Source organism: Citrobacter sp. CRE-46, assembly GCF_059615875.1.
This window is the reverse complement of the sequence record NZ_CM184341.1, coordinates 4,904,854-4,922,127: the sequence shown is the minus strand read 5'-3', so window position 1 is coordinate 4,922,127 and position 17,274 is coordinate 4,904,854. Positions and strand designations below refer to the sequence as shown.

General features: G+C 52.0%; 11 protein-coding genes. 6 read left to right on the top strand and 5 right to left on the bottom strand.

The window, feature by feature from the left end; all coding sequences use genetic code 11:
* Positions 1–59 precede the first annotated feature (59 nt).
* From aceB to aceK, 3 genes are all read left to right on the top strand, one after another.
* A complete protein-coding gene (aceB, locus tag AC534G_RS23870) occupies positions 60–1,661 on the top strand; it encodes a malate synthase A (protein WP_110496261.1) in 1,602 nt (533 codons plus the stop codon).
* Positions 1,662–1,692: 31 nt separating this feature from the next.
* Entirely contained in the window at positions 1,693–2,997 is a 1,305-nt protein-coding gene (aceA, locus tag AC534G_RS23865; protein WP_038636179.1) for an isocitrate lyase, read from the top strand.
* 102 nt (positions 2,998–3,099) lie between these two features.
* Complete coding sequence (gene aceK / locus AC534G_RS23860) at positions 3,100–4,881, top strand: bifunctional isocitrate dehydrogenase kinase/phosphatase (protein ID WP_110496259.1); 1,782 nt, start codon at positions 3,100–3,102, stop codon at positions 4,879–4,881.
* Between the two features lie 44 nt (positions 4,882–4,925).
* Here the strand turns inward: aceK and iclR are convergent, their stop codons facing one another.
* The gene (gene iclR / locus AC534G_RS23855) at positions 4,926–5,750 is read right to left on the bottom strand and encodes a glyoxylate bypass operon transcriptional repressor IclR (RefSeq protein WP_038636184.1); all 825 of its coding nucleotides are present in this window, start codon (positions 5,748–5,750) and stop codon (positions 4,926–4,928) included.
* A gap of 195 nt (positions 5,751–5,945) precedes the next feature.
* Here iclR and metH point away from each other — a divergent pair, with 195 nt between their 5' ends.
* Both metH and AC534G_RS23845 read left to right on the top strand, forming a co-directional pair.
* On the top strand, positions 5,946–9,629 hold the full coding sequence (gene metH, locus AC534G_RS23850; protein WP_110496257.1) for a methionine synthase: 3,684 nt from the start codon (positions 5,946–5,948) through the stop codon (positions 9,627–9,629).
* 213 nt (positions 9,630–9,842) lie between these two features.
* Positions 9,843–11,471: a Na/Pi cotransporter family protein gene (locus tag AC534G_RS23845; RefSeq protein ID WP_038636190.1), complete on the top strand. Its 1,629-nt coding sequence runs from the start codon at positions 9,843–9,845 to the stop codon at positions 11,469–11,471.
* 127 nt (positions 11,472–11,598) lie between these two features.
* Here the strand turns inward: AC534G_RS23845 and pepE are convergent, their stop codons facing one another.
* Together pepE and AC534G_RS23835 are read right to left on the bottom strand one after the other, a co-directional pair.
* Positions 11,599–12,288 (bottom strand): dipeptidase PepE, encoded by a 690-nt coding sequence (gene pepE, locus AC534G_RS23840; protein WP_110496255.1) that lies wholly within the window; start codon positions 12,286–12,288, stop codon positions 11,599–11,601.
* Between the two features lie 109 nt (positions 12,289–12,397).
* Complete coding sequence (locus AC534G_RS23835; protein WP_038636193.1) at positions 12,398–12,676, bottom strand: addiction module antidote protein; 279 nt, start codon at positions 12,674–12,676, stop codon at positions 12,398–12,400.
* 517 nt (positions 12,677–13,193) lie between these two features.
* On the opposite strand from AC534G_RS23835, the gene AC534G_RS23830 reads away from it, so the two are divergent.
* Positions 13,194–14,090 (top strand): alpha/beta fold hydrolase, encoded by an 897-nt coding sequence (locus AC534G_RS23830; protein WP_110496253.1) that lies wholly within the window; start codon positions 13,194–13,196, stop codon positions 14,088–14,090.
* 236 nt (positions 14,091–14,326) lie between these two features.
* Here the strand turns inward: AC534G_RS23830 and AC534G_RS23825 are convergent, their stop codons facing one another.
* Complete coding sequence (locus AC534G_RS23825; RefSeq protein WP_038636199.1) at positions 14,327–15,625, bottom strand: anaerobic C4-dicarboxylate transporter; 1,299 nt, start codon at positions 15,623–15,625, stop codon at positions 14,327–14,329.
* A gap of 107 nt (positions 15,626–15,732) precedes the next feature.
* Positions 15,733–17,163: an aspartate ammonia-lyase gene (locus AC534G_RS23820; protein WP_038636202.1), complete on the bottom strand. Its 1,431-nt coding sequence runs from the start codon at positions 17,161–17,163 to the stop codon at positions 15,733–15,735.
* Positions 17,164–17,274: the final 111 nt, after the last annotated feature.

Genomic DNA, 17,274 nt, shown 5'->3' with positions numbered 1-17,274 from the left:
CACAACGATCCTTCGTTCGCATTGGGGATGTGTTTGGATCACTGACGAGGAACTACGCAATGAATCAACAGGCAACGACAACCGATGAACTGGTCTTCACCAGGCCGCGTGGCGAACAGGAGCAGCAAATCCTGACCGGAGAAGCGGTGGAGTTTCTGACTGAACTGGTGACAAGATTTACGCCTAAGCGGAATAAGCTTCTGGCTGCGCGGATCCAGCAGCAGCAGGATATTGATAACGGTAAGTTGCCTGATTTTATTTCGGAAACAGCTTCCATTCGTGAGGGCGACTGGAAAATTCGCGGTATTCCTGATGATTTACTGGATCGCCGCGTAGAGATTACCGGACCGGTTGAGCGCAAGATGGTCATCAACGCGCTGAACGCGAACGTCAAAGTCTTTATGGCTGACTTTGAAGATTCGCTGGCCCCTGAGTGGAGCAAAGTTATCGACGGGCAGATCAACCTGCGCGATGCGGTCAATGGCACCATTAGTTACACCAACGAAGCGGGTAAAATTTATCAACTTAAACCCAATCCAGCTTTATTGGTGTGTCGTGTGCGTGGTCTGCATCTGCCGGAAAAACACGTCACCTGGCGTGGCGAATCCATCCCTGGCAGCCTGTTCGATTTTGCACTCTACTTCTTCCACAACTACAAAGCGTTGCTGGCAAAAGGTAGTGGCCCGTATTTCTATCTGCCAAAAACGCAGGCCTGGCAAGAAGCTGCCTGGTGGAGTGAAGTGTTCAGCTATACAGAGGACCGCTTTAATCTGCCGCGCGGCACCATCAAAGCGACCCTGCTGATTGAAACGTTGCCCGCTGTTTTCCAGATGGACGAAATTCTGCACGCGTTGCGTGATCACATTGTGGGCCTGAACTGTGGCCGCTGGGATTACATTTTCAGCTATATCAAAACCCTGAAGAACCACCCGGACCGCGTGCTGCCGGACCGTCAGGTGGTGACGATGGATAAGCCATTCCTTAGCGCCTACTCGCGTCTGTTGATTAAAACCTGTCATAAACGCGGCGCGTTCGCGATGGGCGGCATGGCTGCGTTCATTCCCAGTAAAGATGCCGAGCGTAACAACCAGGTTCTGACCAAGGTAAAAGCAGATAAAGCGCTGGAAGCGAATAACGGTCATGACGGTACATGGATTGCCCATCCGGGCCTGGCAGATACCGCAATGACGGTATTCAACGACGTGCTCGGAGAAAACAAAAATCAGCTGTTTGTGACGCGTGAAGAAGATGCGCCAATTACCGCCGAACAGCTGCTGGCGCCCTGTGAAGGTGAGCGTACCGAAGAGGGTATGCGCGCCAATATCCGTGTCGCGGTGCAGTATATCGAGGCGTGGATCTCCGGTAACGGCTGCGTGCCGATTTACGGTCTGATGGAAGATGCGGCCACCGCCGAAATCTCCCGCACCTCCATCTGGCAGTGGATCCACCACCAGAAAACGCTCAGCAATGGCAAGCCGGTGACCAAACCGCTGTTCCGCCAGATGCTGGCCGAAGAGATGCTGGTGATTCAGGACGAACTGGGCGAGCACCGCTACAGCAGCGGGCGTTTTGACGATGCCGCGCGTCTGATGGAGCAAATCACTACCTCTGATGAACTGATCGATTTCTTGACCCTGCCAGGTTACCGCCTGCTGGCTTAACTCACCACATAACAATATGGAGCATCTGCACATGAAAACCCGTAATCAACAAATCGAAGAATTACAGAAAGAGTGGACTCAACCGCGCTGGGAAGGCATCACCCGTCCATATAGCGCGGAGGATGTGGTGAAATTACGTGGCTCGGTCAACCCGGAATGCACGCTGGCGCAGCTTGGTGCGGCGAAAATGTGGCGTCTGCTGCACGGTGAGTCGAAGAAAGGGTATATCAACAGCCTCGGCGCGCTGACCGGCGGCCAGGCGCTGCAACAGGCGAAGGCCGGTATTGAAGCGGTTTACCTTTCTGGCTGGCAGGTGGCGGCAGATGCCAACCTGGCCTCCAGCATGTATCCGGATCAATCGCTGTATCCGGCGAACTCCGTCCCGGCAGTAGTGGATCGGATCAACAATACTTTCCGTCGTGCGGATCAGATCCAATGGTCAAGCGGTATTGAGCCGAACGATCCGCGCTACGTGGATTACTTCCTGCCGATCGTTGCCGATGCGGAAGCGGGCTTTGGCGGGGTTCTGAACGCGTTTGAACTGATGAAATCGATGATTGAGGCTGGTGCAGCAGCCGTTCACTTCGAAGATCAGCTCGCATCAGTGAAAAAATGCGGTCACATGGGCGGTAAGGTGCTGGTGCCGACTCAGGAAGCTATTCAGAAACTGGTGGCGGCCCGTCTGGCTGCCGACGTGATGGGCGTGCCGACGCTGGTGATTGCGCGTACCGATGCTGACGCAGCTGATTTGATTACCTCTGACTGCGACGCCTACGACAGCGAGTTCATTACTGGCGAACGTACCTGCGAAGGCTTCTTCCGTACACATGCTGGTATTGAGCAGGCGATCAGCCGCGGTCTGGCCTACGCGCCGTATGCGGATCTGGTGTGGTGTGAAACTTCCACACCAGACCTCGAACTGGCGAAGCGCTTTGCCGATGCCATTCATGCGAAATTCCCAGGTAAACTGCTGGCCTACAACTGTTCGCCGTCGTTTAACTGGCAGAAAAACCTGGATGATAAAACCATTGCCAGCTTCCAGCAGCAGTTGTCGGACATGGGCTATAAATACCAGTTCATTACCCTGGCAGGTATTCACAGCATGTGGTTCAACATGTTCGACCTCGCGCACTCCTATGCGCAGGGTGAAGGCATGCGCCACTATGTTGAGAAGGTGCAGCAGCCAGAATTTGCGGCGGCAAAAGACGGTTACACCTTCGTGTCCCACCAGCAGGAAGTGGGTACCGGCTACTTCGATAAAGTTACCACCATCATTCAGGGCGGCGCCTCTTCCGTTACCGCGTTAACGGGTTCCACCGAAGAATCGCAGTTCTGATCAATGCCCGGTGGCGCTGCGCTTGCCGGGCCTACGAAGGGATGTAGGCCGGAAAAGCGCATGCGCCATCCGGCATGACGTTGTGCCGGATGGGAGATATCGATGACGCGTGGCCTGGAATTACTGATTGCTCAGACAATTTTACAAGGTTTCGACGCCCAGTACGGGCGTTTTCTGGAAGTCACCTCCGGCGCGCAGCAGCGTTTTGAACATGCCGACTGGCATGCGGTTCAGCAGGCGATGAAAAGCCGTATTCACCTTTACGATCATCATGTGGGTCTGGTGGTGGAACAGCTGCGCTGCATTACTGACGGCAAAAGTACCGACGCGGATTTTTTGCTCCGCGTGAAAGATCATTACACCCGGCTCTTGCCGGATTATCCGCGCTTCGAGATTGCGGAGAGCTTCTTTAACTCCGTTTACTGCCGGTTATTTGACCACCGCTCGCTGACTCCCGAGCGGCTGTTTATTTTTAGCTCTCAGCCAGAGCGCCGTTTTCGCACGATCCCCCGCCCGCTGGCGAAAGACTTTTTTCCCGATACCGGCTGGGAGTGGCTGCTCACCCGCGTTCTCAGCGATCTGCCTCTGCGTCTACCGTGGCAGAACAAACATCGTGATATCCACTACATCATCGAACACCTCACCGAAACTCTGGGTGCGGATGTGTTGCCGCGCTGTCATTTACAGGTGGCGAACGAACTGTTTTATCGCAATAAGGCCGCCTGGCTGGTCGGTAAGCTGATTACCCCTTCCGGGACGCTGCCGTTTTTATTGCCAATCCATCGGACTGACGAAGGCGAACTGTTTGTCGATACCTGTCTGACCACGACGGCGGAAGCGAGCATTGTGTTTGGCTTTGCCCGCTCCTACTTTATGGTTTACGCTCCGCTGCCCGCGGCGTTAGTGGAGTGGTTGCGCGAGATCCTGCCCGGTAAAACCACCGCTGAATTGTATATGGCGATTGGTTGTCAGAAACACGCGAAGACCGAAAGCTACCGCGAGTATCTGCTTTATCTCGCTGATTGCGATGAGCAATTTATCGAAGCGCCGGGGATCCGCGGCATGGTGATGCTGGTGTTTACCCTACCGGGCTTCGACCGGGTGTTTAAAATCATCAAAGACAAATTTGCGCCGCAAAAGGAGATGTCCGCCGCGCACGTCCGCGCCTGCTACCAGCTGGTGAAAGAGCACGATCGCGTCGGGCGCATGGCCGATACCCAGGAGTTTGAAAACTTTGTGCTGGATAAACGGCAAATCGACCCGGCGCTGATGGCGCTGCTACTACAGGAAGCGCCGGAAAAAATTACCGATCTCGGCGATCAGATTGTTATTCGCCATCTGTATATCGAACGGCGCATGGTGCCGCTGAATATCTGGCTGGAGCAGGTCGAAGGCCAGCAGCTGCGCGACGCGATAGAAGAGTACGGCAACGCCATTCGTCAGTTGGCCGCCGCCAATATTTTCCCGGGAGATATGCTGTTTAAGAACTTCGGCGTGACCCGCCACGGGCGCGTGGTGTTCTACGACTACGATGAAATTTGCTATATGACGGAGGTGAATTTCCGCCATATCCCACCGCCGCGCTACCCGGAAGATGAGATGAGCGCTGAACCGTGGTACAGCGTGTCGCCGGGGGATGTCTTCCCGGAAGAGTTTCGTCACTGGCTATGTGCCGATCCGCGCATCGGACCGTTGTTTGAGGAGATGCACGCCGACCTGTTCAGCGCCGACTACTGGCGAGGGCTGCAAACGCGGATCCGGGAAGGTCACGTGGAAGATGTTTACGCTTACCGTCGTCGGCAGCGGTTTAGCGTACGTTATGAAACCGACCGTAGGCCGGATAAGGCCCTTGCGTCGCCATCCGGCAATGTACGCCGCGCCTGATGGCGCTGCGCTTATCAGGTCTACAAATCAGTCCCAACCCTTGCTTATCTAAACCCGCCGTACGCCAGCGTGACTTCTTTCGCTGCTTTGATCGCCATTGCGCCAAACTCGGTCACGCGATCATCGGTAATGCGTGAAATTGGCCCGGAAATGGAGATGGCGGCGAACGGCTCACGGTGTTCATCATAAATGCACGACGCCACGCAGCGCAGGCCCAGCGCGTGTTCTTCATCATCAAAGGAATAGCCGCGCTTACGTGTCTGCGCCAAATCCTCTTTCAGATGGACCGGCGACACCAGCGTGGCATGGGTATACGCGTGTAGCCCTTTGCGGTGCAGCAGACCGGTAACCTGTTCTTCACTCAATTGAGATAAAAATGCCTTGCCCGCACCGGAGGCGTGCATCGGCAGCTTGCCGCCGATAGGCGCAGACATGCGCATCAACTGGGTGCACTGCACCTGGTCGATAATAATGGCCTGATGGTCGCTTTGATCCAGCACGGCCAGGTTTACCGTCTCACCCGAATCTTCCATTAGTTTGCGCAGAATGGGGTGCACAATCGCCAGCAGATTGCGGCTTTGCAAAAAGCTGCTGCCGACGATAAACGCATGCGCACCCACGGCCCAGTGGCCTAATTCGCCCACCTGGCGGACAAAACCTTGCTGCTGCATGGTAGTCAACAGACGGTGGGTTGTTGAGTTCGGCAGACCGGCCTGCTGCGCCAGCTCGGTTAGTGCCACGCTGCCGTTGGATTCCGCAATCCACTCCAGTAGCTTCAGACCCCGGGTCAAAGACTGAACCTGCCCGGTTGCAGGCGTAGTGGCAGCGGCGGGTTTTCTACCGCGTTTCGCGGGGACAGGGGCAACCATGGCGGACTCCTTTTCTGTATCGTGGAAATCATTTTCGTTTTATTCGATTATAATGCAAGAATTCCTGTACTGATCGGATGAGTGAAGCTGAACATGTCTCATGTTGGCCGTTGTTCTCTTTTCCGCCTCTCAGGTTTGTGCCAGTATGGCCTGTTGAGTTTTTTTCGGTCTGGTTGAGCGTTGTCGGGAGCGAGTGTGAGCAGCAAAGTAGAACAATTACGTCAGCAGTTAAATGAACGTATTCTGGTGCTGGACGGCGGGATGGGCACCATGATCCAGGGATATCGTCTGAGCGAAGAGGATTTCCGCGGCGAGCGCTTCGCCGACTGGCCTTGCGACCTGAAGGGCAACAACGACCTGCTGGTGCTCAGCAAGCCGGAGGTGATTGCCGCGATCCATAACGCCTACTTTGAGGCGGGCGCGGATATCATCGAAACCAACACCTTTAACTCCACGACTATCGCCATGGCGGATTACCAGATGGAATCCCTGTCGGCGGAAATCAACTTTGCGGCGGCGAAGCTGGCGCGCGCTGCGGCAGACGAATGGACGGCGCGCACGCCGAACAAACCGCGCTATGTCGCGGGCGTGCTTGGTCCAACCAACCGTACGGCCTCTATCTCGCCCGACGTCAACGACCCGGCATACCGCAACATTACCTTTGACCAGCTGGTGGCTGCCTACCGCGAATCCACCAAAGCGCTGGTGGAAGGCGGCAGCGACCTGATCCTGATTGAAACCGTCTTCGATACCCTCAATGCTAAAGCCGCTATTTTCGCGGTAAAAACCGAGTTCGAAGCGCTGGGCGTCGAGCTGCCGATTATGCTTTCCGGTACCATTACCGACGCCTCCGGGCGTACGCTTTCCGGCCAGACCACCGAAGCGTTCTATAACTCATTGCGCCACGCCGATGCGCTGACCTTCGGTCTGAACTGCGCCTTAGGCCCGGACGAGCTGCGCCAGTACGTGCAGGAGCTGTCACGCATTGCCGAATGCTACGTCACCGCGCACCCGAACGCCGGGCTGCCGAACGCCTTCGGCGAGTACGACCTCGACGCCGACACCATGGCGACACAGATTCGCGAATGGGCCGAGGCCGGTTTCCTCAATATAGTTGGCGGTTGTTGCGGCACCACGCCGGAACATATCGCCGCGATGAGCCGGGCGGTAGAAGGTTTACCGCCGCGCAAGTTGCCAGAAATCCCGGTGGCCTGCCGACTGTCCGGCCTTGAACCGCTGAACATTGGCGACGATAGCCTGTTTGTTAACGTCGGCGAACGTACCAACGTTACCGGTTCAGCGAAATTTAAGCGTCTGATCAAAGAAGAGAAATACAGCGAAGCGCTGGACGTCGCCCGCCAGCAAGTGGAAAGCGGCGCGCAGATTATCGACATCAACATGGATGAGGGGATGCTCGACGCCGAAGCGGCGATGGTGCGCTTCCTCAACCTGATTGCCGGCGAGCCGGACATCGCCCGCGTGCCGATTATGATCGACTCCTCGAAATGGGAAGTCATCGAAAAAGGACTGAAGTGCATTCAGGGTAAAGGCATCGTTAACTCCATCTCGATGAAAGAGGGGGTGGAGACCTTTATCCATCACGCGAAGCTGCTGCGTCGCTACGGTGCTGCGGTGGTGGTGATGGCCTTTGACGAACAGGGCCAGGCGGATACCCGCGAACGTAAAATTGAGATTTGCCGCCGGGCGTACAAAATTCTCACCGAAGAAGTGGGCTTCCCGCCGGAAGACATCATCTTCGACCCAAACATTTTCGCCGTCGCAACCGGGATTGAAGAGCACAACAACTACGCGCAGGACTTTATCGGCGCCTGTGAAGATATTAAACGCGAGCTGCCGCACGCGCTGATTTCCGGCGGCGTCTCTAACGTTTCCTTCTCGTTCCGCGGCAACGACCCGGTGCGTGAGGCTATTCACGCGGTATTCCTCTACTATGCGATTCGCAACGGCATGGACATGGGCATCGTCAACGCCGGACAGCTGGCTATCTATGACGACCTCCCGACCGAACTGCGCGACGCGGTTGAAGATGTGATCCTCAACCGACGTGAAGATGGTACCGAGCGTCTGCTGGAGCTGGCCGAGAAATATCGCGGCAGTAAAACCGACGACACCGCGAATGCCCAGATGGCGGAGTGGCGTAGTTGGGACGTGAAAAAGCGCCTTGAATACTCGCTGGTGAAAGGCATTACCGAATTTATCGAGCTCGACACAGAAGAAGCGCGCCAGCAGGCCGAACGCCCGATTGAGGTGATCGAAGGGCCGCTGATGGACGGCATGAACGTGGTCGGCGACCTGTTCGGCGAGGGCAAAATGTTCCTGCCGCAGGTGGTGAAATCAGCCCGCGTGATGAAGCAGGCGGTGGCTTACCTCGAACCGTATATCGAAGCCAGTAAAGAGAAAGGCTCCAGCAACGGCAAGATGGTCATCGCCACCGTGAAGGGCGATGTGCACGACATTGGCAAAAACATCGTTGGCGTGGTGCTGCAATGTAACAACTACGAAATCGTCGATCTTGGCGTGATGGTGCCCGCGGAGAAAATCCTCAGAACGGCGCGTGAAGTGAATGCCGATCTGATTGGCCTTTCCGGGCTCATCACCCCGTCGCTGGACGAAATGGTCAACGTGGCGAAAGAGATGGAGCGTCAGGGCTTTACCATCCCACTATTGATTGGCGGGGCGACCACCTCCAAAGCACACACCGCGGTGAAAATTGAGCAGAACTACAGCGGCCCGACGGTTTATGTGCAGAACGCCTCGCGTACCGTGGGGGTTGTTGCCGCGCTGCTCTCCGACACCCAGCGCGATGACTTTGTTGCCCGTACCCGTAAAGAGTACGAAACCGTGCGCATCCAGCATGCGCGTAAGAAACCTCGCACGCCGCCGGTAACGTTACAGGCCGCACGTGATAACGATCTGGCCTTCGACTGGGAAAGCTACACGCCGCCGGTCGCGCATCGTTTAGGCGTGCAGGAAGTCGAGGCCAGCATCGAAACGCTGCGCAATTACATCGACTGGACGCCGTTCTTTATGACCTGGTCGCTGGCCGGGAAGTATCCGCGCATCCTCGAAGATGAAGTGGTGGGCGAAGAGGCGAAGCGCCTGTTCAAAGACGCCAACGACATGCTGGATAAACTCAGCGCTGAGAAAACCCTGAACCCGCGCGGCGTGGTGGGGTTGTTCCCGGCTAACCGCGTGGGTGACGACATCGAGATTTACCGTGACGAGACGCGTACGCACGTTATCAGCGTGAGTCATCACCTGCGCCAGCAGACGGAAAAAGTCGGCTTCGCCAACTACTGCCTGTCTGACTTTGTCGCGCCGAAACTGAGCGGCAAAGCGGATTACATCGGTGCTTTCGCGGTGACTGGCGGTCTGGAGGAGGATGCGCTGGCGGACGCCTTCGAAGCGCAGCATGACGACTACAACAAGATTATGGTGAAAGCCATCGCTGACCGTCTGGCGGAAGCATTCGCGGAATATCTGCATGAGCGCGTGCGTAAAGTCTACTGGGGCTATGCGGCGAATGAGAACCTCAGTAACGAAGAGCTGATCCGCGAAAACTACCAGGGCATTCGCCCGGCGCCGGGCTACCCGGCGTGCCCGGAACATACCGAAAAGGCCACCATCTGGGAGCTGCTGGACGTCGAAGCACATACCGGGATGAAGCTCACCGAATCCTTCGCCATGTGGCCAGGGGCCTCGGTTTCCGGTTGGTATTTCAGTCATCCTGACAGCAAGTATTACGCCGTAGCGCAAATTCAGCGTGATCAGGTTGAAGATTATGCCTTCCGCAAAGGTATGAGCGTGGCGGAAGTTGAACGTTGGTTAGCGCCTAATCTGGGCTACGACGCCGATTGATTCACAAAACTGTCATCTTTCTTTACAACAAACAGGGCACTCAATGAGTGCCCTGTCTCTTTCTTACGTTTAAACCCTTATACTGAAAGAACGTTCATCGGCATTGCTTGCTGGATGGCTCATTTTTGTAGGCCTGATAAGCGTAGCGCCCTCATGCGGTATGTCATTGCGATGAACCTCAGGAACATATAACGATAAGGAGAACCTGATTCCGTGCTAACTCTGTTACACCTGCTTTCTGCTGTCTCTATGCTGGTTTGGGGCACACATATTGTGCGTACCGGCGTGATGCGCGTCTTTGGCGCCCGTTTGCGTACCGTACTCAGCCGTAGCGTTGAAAAGAAGCCGCTCGCCTTTTGTGCGGGTATCGGCGTGACCGCGCTGGTGCAAAGCAGCAACGCCACCACTATGCTGGTGACCTCATTTGTCGCCCAGGACCTCGTGGCGCTTACCCCGGCGCTGGTCATTGTGCTGGGCGCCGACGTGGGGACCGCGCTGATGGCGCGTATCCTGACCTTCGATCTCTCATGGTTATCGCCACTGCTGATTTTCATCGGCGTGATCTTTTTTCTTGGACGTAAGCAGTCCCGCGTGGGGCAACTGGGGCGGGTTGGCATCGGGCTGGGGTTGATTTTACTGGCGCTGGAGCTGATTGTGCAGGCGGTCACGCCGATAACCCAGGCTAACGGCGTACAGGTTATTTTCGCCTCGCTGACCGGCGATATTATGCTGGATGCGCTGATTGGCGCCATGTTCGCGGTGATCAGTTACTCCAGCCTGGCGGCGGTTTTGCTGACGGCAACCCTGACCGCTGCCAGCATTATCTCGTTTCCTGTCGCGTTGTGCCTGGTGATTGGCGCCAACCTTGGCTCTGGCCTGCTGGCGATGCTCAACAATAGCGCGGCTAACGCTGCTGCCCGTCGCGTGGCGCTAGGCAGCTTGTTGTTTAAGCTGGTGGGGAGTCTGATTATCCTGCCGTTTGTTCATCCGTTGGCGAATCTGATGGATGAGCTGCCACTGCCGAAATCTGAGCTGGTCATTTATTTCCATGTTTTCTACAACCTGGTACGTTGCATAGCGATGGTGCCGTTCGCCGAACCGATGGCGCGTTTTTGCAAACGTATTATCCGTGATGAGCCGGAACTGGACGCCCACCTGAAGCCTAAGCATCTGGACATCAGCGCACTGGATACCCCAACCCTGGCTCTGGCCAATGCCGCCCGTGAGGCCCTGCGTATTGGCGATGCGATGGAGCAGATGATGGATGGGCTAAAGAAGGTGATGCACGGCGAACCGCGTGAAGAGAAAGAGTTGCGCAGGATGGCGGACGATATCAACGTACTGTACACGGCGATTAAGCTCTATCTGGCGAGGATGCCAAAGGATGAACTGGCAGAAGAAGAGTCGCGCCGTTGGGCTGAGATTATCGAAATGTCGCTCAACCTTGAACAGGCGTCGGATATTGTTGAGCGTATGGGCAGCGAGATTGCCGACAAGTCGCTGGCAGCGCGTCGGGCATTCTCTGTCGAAGGGCTGAAAGAACTTGATGCACTGTACGATCAACTGCTCAGTAATCTGCAACTGGCGATGTCGGTATTCTTCTCTGGCGACGTGACCAGCGCCCGTCGTCTGCGCCGCAGCAAGCACCGTTTCCGCATCCTTAACCGTCGTTATTCGCATGCGCACGTGGATCGTCTGCATCAGCAGAACGTGCAGAGCATTGAGACCAGTTCCCTGCACCTGGCGTTGCTGGGCGATATGCAGCGTCTGAACTCACTGTTTTGCTCTGTGGCTTACAGTGTGCTGGAACAGCCGGATGAAGACGACGAGCGTGAGTACTAACGAGGACAGATGAAAGGTTGTCCGGTGGCGCTGATGCTTACCGGGCCTACGGATAACCGTCAATGTTGTCGTCTACCTTGATGCCGGATAAGGCGAAGCTACCATCCGGCATCAGACAACAAACCAACTAAAAGCAGTGGCCCGCCTCAACGGCAACCGCTTCTTCACCCGCTTTAAAGATATAGGTGGTGTTCGGACCGCCAAGCACGGATTGACCGTTGCTCACCTTGATCCAGTTCCCTTCTGGCAGACCAATCACCGTCAGTTCCGGCGCCACAACCAACAGCTCGCGAATACGCTGTTCACGCGTTTCGCCTTTATGGCCTTCCGGTAGCGCGTTGGTGAAGTGCGGGTTAATCTGCAGCGGGAAAAGACCCAGCGCATCAAAGCCTTTTGGATCGACAATCGGCATGTCGTTGGTGGTGCGGATGGTCTGGCAGGCAAGGTTGGAACCTGCGCTCCAGCCGATGTACAGCGCGCCGCGTTTGACGACATCGACAATCGGCGTCAGCAGTCCACGCTCGCGGCTCTCTTTCAGCAACTGGAAGGTGTTACCCCCGCCGACAATCACCAGTTCGGCGTTTTCAATGGCTGCAATCGGATCGGCAACGGTATGAATGCCAGTAACGTTAACGCCCATTGGCGCAAAGATGGCTGCCGTTTTCGCCGTGTACTCATCCCAGGTTTGCGTCACGCCGGCAAATGGAATAAACACCGCCGTGCGGCGACCATTCAGTTGCTCTGCGATCAGCGGCAGCGCATGTTCCATCCAGCCTTTGCCCGGCAGCGTCGAGTTACTCAATAAAAGCAGTTCCATCATTTCTCCATGTAATCAGAAAATTACAAACCGCGGTCATGCTACCACTATCGATCTAACGCCTTCCTGATATGGCTCACGATGTTGGAAGAGGAGACAGATGCTGAGACTATTTTTTAAGCGTCAATTCAATACCGAGCGCCTTCATCACTGCAAGCGTAGTTTTCAGCGTTGGGTTACCTTTCTCACTAAAAGAGCGATAAAGTTGTTCGCGGGATAATCCCGTTTCTGCCGCGATGTTCGCCATTCCCTTAGCGCGAGCCACCACGCCCAATGCTTTTGCAATGTACGCTGCATCGCCTGTTTCGAGGGCATCGGCCATAAAAATGGCAATTTCTTCATCATCGACCAGCGCAGTTGCGGGATCGTACTGCGTAAGTTTATTCATGGTGGAAGATCTCTTGATAATCCAGTGAACGGGCGAGCATTCTCCAACAGGTTTGACATCACCAGCTAAACCATGAGCCAAACGAAAAAGGCGTGTAGCAATGAGCGTTTTAGCTCTCCTGTCCCGTAAGTTTTTCTCCCAACGCTGGAAAACCATTGTCTGAAGAATTTCCATGAGTACGTTCCATGTATTTTATAAACTACATTCTGAATTGACAAGTTGAGACTAGAGAATAAAAAATGGGGAGTAAGGGGAAATGTTGGATGGAGGAAACAGGAAAGCGCCTCGCAATAATACGTAGTTTTTCAGGACGCTGCGGTTGATACGAGAAACGATAACAGGGGATAGGGGCGGCTTTGTGCCAGGAGCGGAAGTTGAAGATCAGGACCAAGAAAGAAGTTAGGCGGAATTTTTTTGGAGAAAATCCGCTCAGTATGAGTTCTGAAGAAAAAAACAGTGCATACTTTGAGCAATACATTCTTAGGATACCGATCTTCATCTGCATGGATTTTTTGACGTGATTGATTTCATAAGTTTTAACGACCGCTATAAACAACTCAGAACTTTATTACCACTTGCTAAAAATGTAGCTGAATATTTGATAGCAGGACTAAACATTCGCATCTTTGAACCCGCAAGCGCAGTTGAGGATGTTCTTATCGTTTACCACGGTGGTGGAGTCAACTCAGATGCTGGTTACGATATCCTTGCTCATCAGATAAGTCATCGTGGAGCTATTTGTACATGCCTCATAGATATCCGTGGACACGGGCGCTCATTGGGTAACAAAGGTAGCGTTTCTAATCCTGAGCAGGTCTGGCAGGATATCGACACTGTTCTTGAACATGTTCGCGTAAAGTTCCCCTGGGCCAGAGTTCACTTGCTTGGCCATTCAAGCGGAGGGGGGATGTTGATCAATTATTTTACTCGATTCACCCCCTCTCAACAAAGTGACAGCCTGATTTTACTTGCGCCTGAGTTTGGGCCTTTTGCGCCAGCTAAAATTTGCAGAAGAACAATGGTTCCATTCGCGTCTGTGAGCAAGTGGCCTTTCGTACTAAATGCGCTCAGTGTGGGATTACTATGCGGTAACCGTTATGCAGTTACTCTTAATTTTCCCAATGAGATTATGCTATTAAGACCTGAATTTGTTCAGCGATACAGCGTGAATATGGCGAATGCTTTGACGCCGCGTCAACCTGCAAGGCAAATTGCAGCATTGCCATTACCTGTAACTGTTCTGATAGCTGAAAAGGATGAGCTATTTGATGCAAGACAAATGTCAGAGTTTGTAGAAGGATGTGGTAATCCGAATTTACATAGTAGAATTATTGAGCACAGTAAGCATTTAGACTGCATCTTTGATATTAGTGAAGAAATTCTTCAACATTTGAATAGATGTACATCAAATTAAAGCATATCTTAAGAATTTAGTTCTGCTCAATACGTACTGATTATTATTGAAAACTATTCCCGTGTCCGCTTCTCGCTCTCAGCAGACCTTCAGCGTCAGGAACGTGACTGCAGTGTGCCAGAAGCGGACGTTGTTTTTGATAGCTATTAAGCTATGAATCACTGTTAACCTGTAAATGATAAAATGTTTTGGATTGCATCTTACTATTTCCTATATCTGATTGGTAATCATATAAATTAAAGAATAATTTTTGCCAGGGCAAAACCGATTGGGACTGCAACTAATATAGAGATACAGCCCGGTAAAAAGAATGGATGATTAATTATCTTAGAACCATTCCACCGTTTACTTAAAAATGAGCCAGTATCATCAGTTGCAATTGCAAATGCCGTTGTTGGGTAAATGTTAGTGAGATAAAGTGCACTAACAGCGACGAAACTGGCCAAAATGGCATCAACGCTAATACCAATAGAGGCGGCAATAGGCATCAATAAAGCACATGTTGCGCCCTGACTGAATAACATTGCGCTGGTACAGAAAAAAACTACCGCCAGTAGTCCCGGATACATACGTAACATATCACTGGCTTGTATTTTTATCTCATCGATATGTGCGCCAATAAGCGTACTGCTTAACCACACAATACCTAACACCACAACCAGTGATTCAGCACCAGATTTAAATATAGGTGTGTTCTTCAGTTCTTTCATATCAAGTTTACAGATAAAAACAATTAACGTAGAAACAACAAACATGGTGATGATTATTAGATCACGAGAATTAATTGCATGCCCAACAACCGATTTAAACAGCAACATACAAACTACAAATATAACACCCACCAAAAAAATGACTACCGAGGATTTAGCCCTTGCGGGAACTTCGTTGTTGACATGTTTATTTATAACAATTTTATTTTCTTGCATAACTTTTTTGCAAATGGGGTCATCAGCCAAATTTTCACCTTGTCTGCTGGCGATAAAAGCTGCAACCAGCATAGCAAAAAAAGCTGTGGGAAAAACAATCAACATAGCATCACCAAAACTGACTCCCATTACCTCTACAGTACCATACATAATTGCTGTAGCTGCAGAGATCGGTGAGGCTGTAATTCCTAACTGCGAAGCAACAACAGCAGAACTTAATGGTTGGCTGGGTCTAATACCGTTATCTTTTGCAACTTCCTGAATCACATTCATGACTGACATAGCGGTATATCCCGTACCGGAAAGTACCGTCAGGAAAAAGGTCACTGTTGGCGCAAGAATATTAAGGTAACCTGGATTGTTACGTAATAATTTCTCTGTCAGAGTTACTAAATAATCCATTCCGCCAGCCTGTTGCATTGCAGAGAGCGCTACAATGGTGGACAGAATAATGAGCATGACGTCGACAGGCGGAGTCCCCACAGGAACATCAAAAATAAAAACTGAAATTGCTAATCCAACCCCACCAGCAAACCCTACTCCAATTCCCCCCCAACGGGCGGCAACCATGATAGTCCCCAGCAATAAAACGATATGAAACATTACCATATAATTATCCTGTTTTTATTTTTATTTCACGCAAAGTGGATGCCAAGGTAATGAATTTTTACATTCATTACCTCAAGTCAAAAATAATTATTTATTAAATCGGGTTCCTACAAAATATTCATTTCTTTTTGATACCGCTTAATCACTGCTGTACTTTTTTGTGGGTCAGTCATATTCATTGGATCAAGCAAGTAATCTGCCTGTTCTGGTGTTAACAGATTTTCTGCTAACACGACCTGCTTTACACTGGTCTGCTGCTGAAATGCAGCTTTGGCGATTCTAGATCCTACCTGATAGCCAAATAATGTGGAGATGATAGTCGCAAGCGCTGTACTTTCCTCTGCATAACGGGCGCTCACTTTTTCGTTGATCGCAATATCCTTCAGGCATTTATCAATAAATAACGGTATCCCTTTACTTAATAATGAGCAGGATTCAAAGAGAACTTTCAACAACACAGGTTCCCACACGTTCAGATCAAGCTCACCGCCCTCCACAGCCATCGTCACAGTTACGTCATTACCAATCACCTGATACGCAATTTGATTTATCAATTCAGGTATTACAGGATTAATTTTTCCCGGCATAATTGAAGAGCCCGGTTGGACAGCAGGGACAATAATTTCATTAAACCCCGCTCTTGGTCCTGAACCTTGTATACGAAAATCGGTAGCCATTTTGGAGAGAAACGCAGCTATTTTTTTTAGCTGTGCGGAAAATTCAATATAAAAATCACCGTGCTGAAGACCGTCAAAGAAATCCGATTCTGGCGTGTATTTATCCCCAGTAATGATTTCCAGCCACTGATAAACTGCCGGGATATATCCTTCGTGAGTGGACAGGCCTGTACCTATAGCTGTCGCGCCCAATGGTAAAAACAATGCTTCTTCGCTTACTTCAGCCATTTTTGCTCTAAGTTTGCTGACCTGCGTGCGATAAGCGCCAAACTGCTGGCCAAACGTCATCGGCACTGCATCTTGTAAGCAGGTTCTCCCCAACTTCACCTTGTCAGAAAACAGAAAACTTTTTTCTGACAACACCGCTTCAAGTTCTTCTAATTGAATTAACAATTGATTTATATTCATACGGCTGGTCATTTTCATCGCCGCAGGGATGACGTCATTCGTTGACTGCCCCATGTTAACATGGGTATTTGGGTGAATCTCATCATATCCGCGTTTGCCAGTGATTAGCTCACTGGCCCGGTTTGCGACTACTTCATTCATGTTCATATTGGTTGAAGTGCCGCCTCCCCCCTGAAAAATATCAATAGGGAAATGGGCATCAAAATCGCCGGCCATTACCTCTTTCAACGCAGTAACGATGGCTGACGCTTTCTGTTCATCCAGCGCACCAATTTGTCTGTTAGCCTCTGCTGCCGCTTGCTTGATTGCGGCGATAGACCATAAAAAGTGTGGAATTTCTCCTGCTGTTTTTCCTGACACGGAGAAATTCAGCACCGCACGTTGTGTTTGAATACCATAGTAGGCCTCATCTGGCACCATTAGAGTTCCTAATAGATCTTTTTCTTCACGCATATCTGTTTCTCTTGTGTATTAAGGTTGCCTATACATTAATTTAGCGATGTAACAGATAGTTTGAAGTAGCTCAAAGAAAAAATACCATTTAAAAGTTAAATAGATACTATT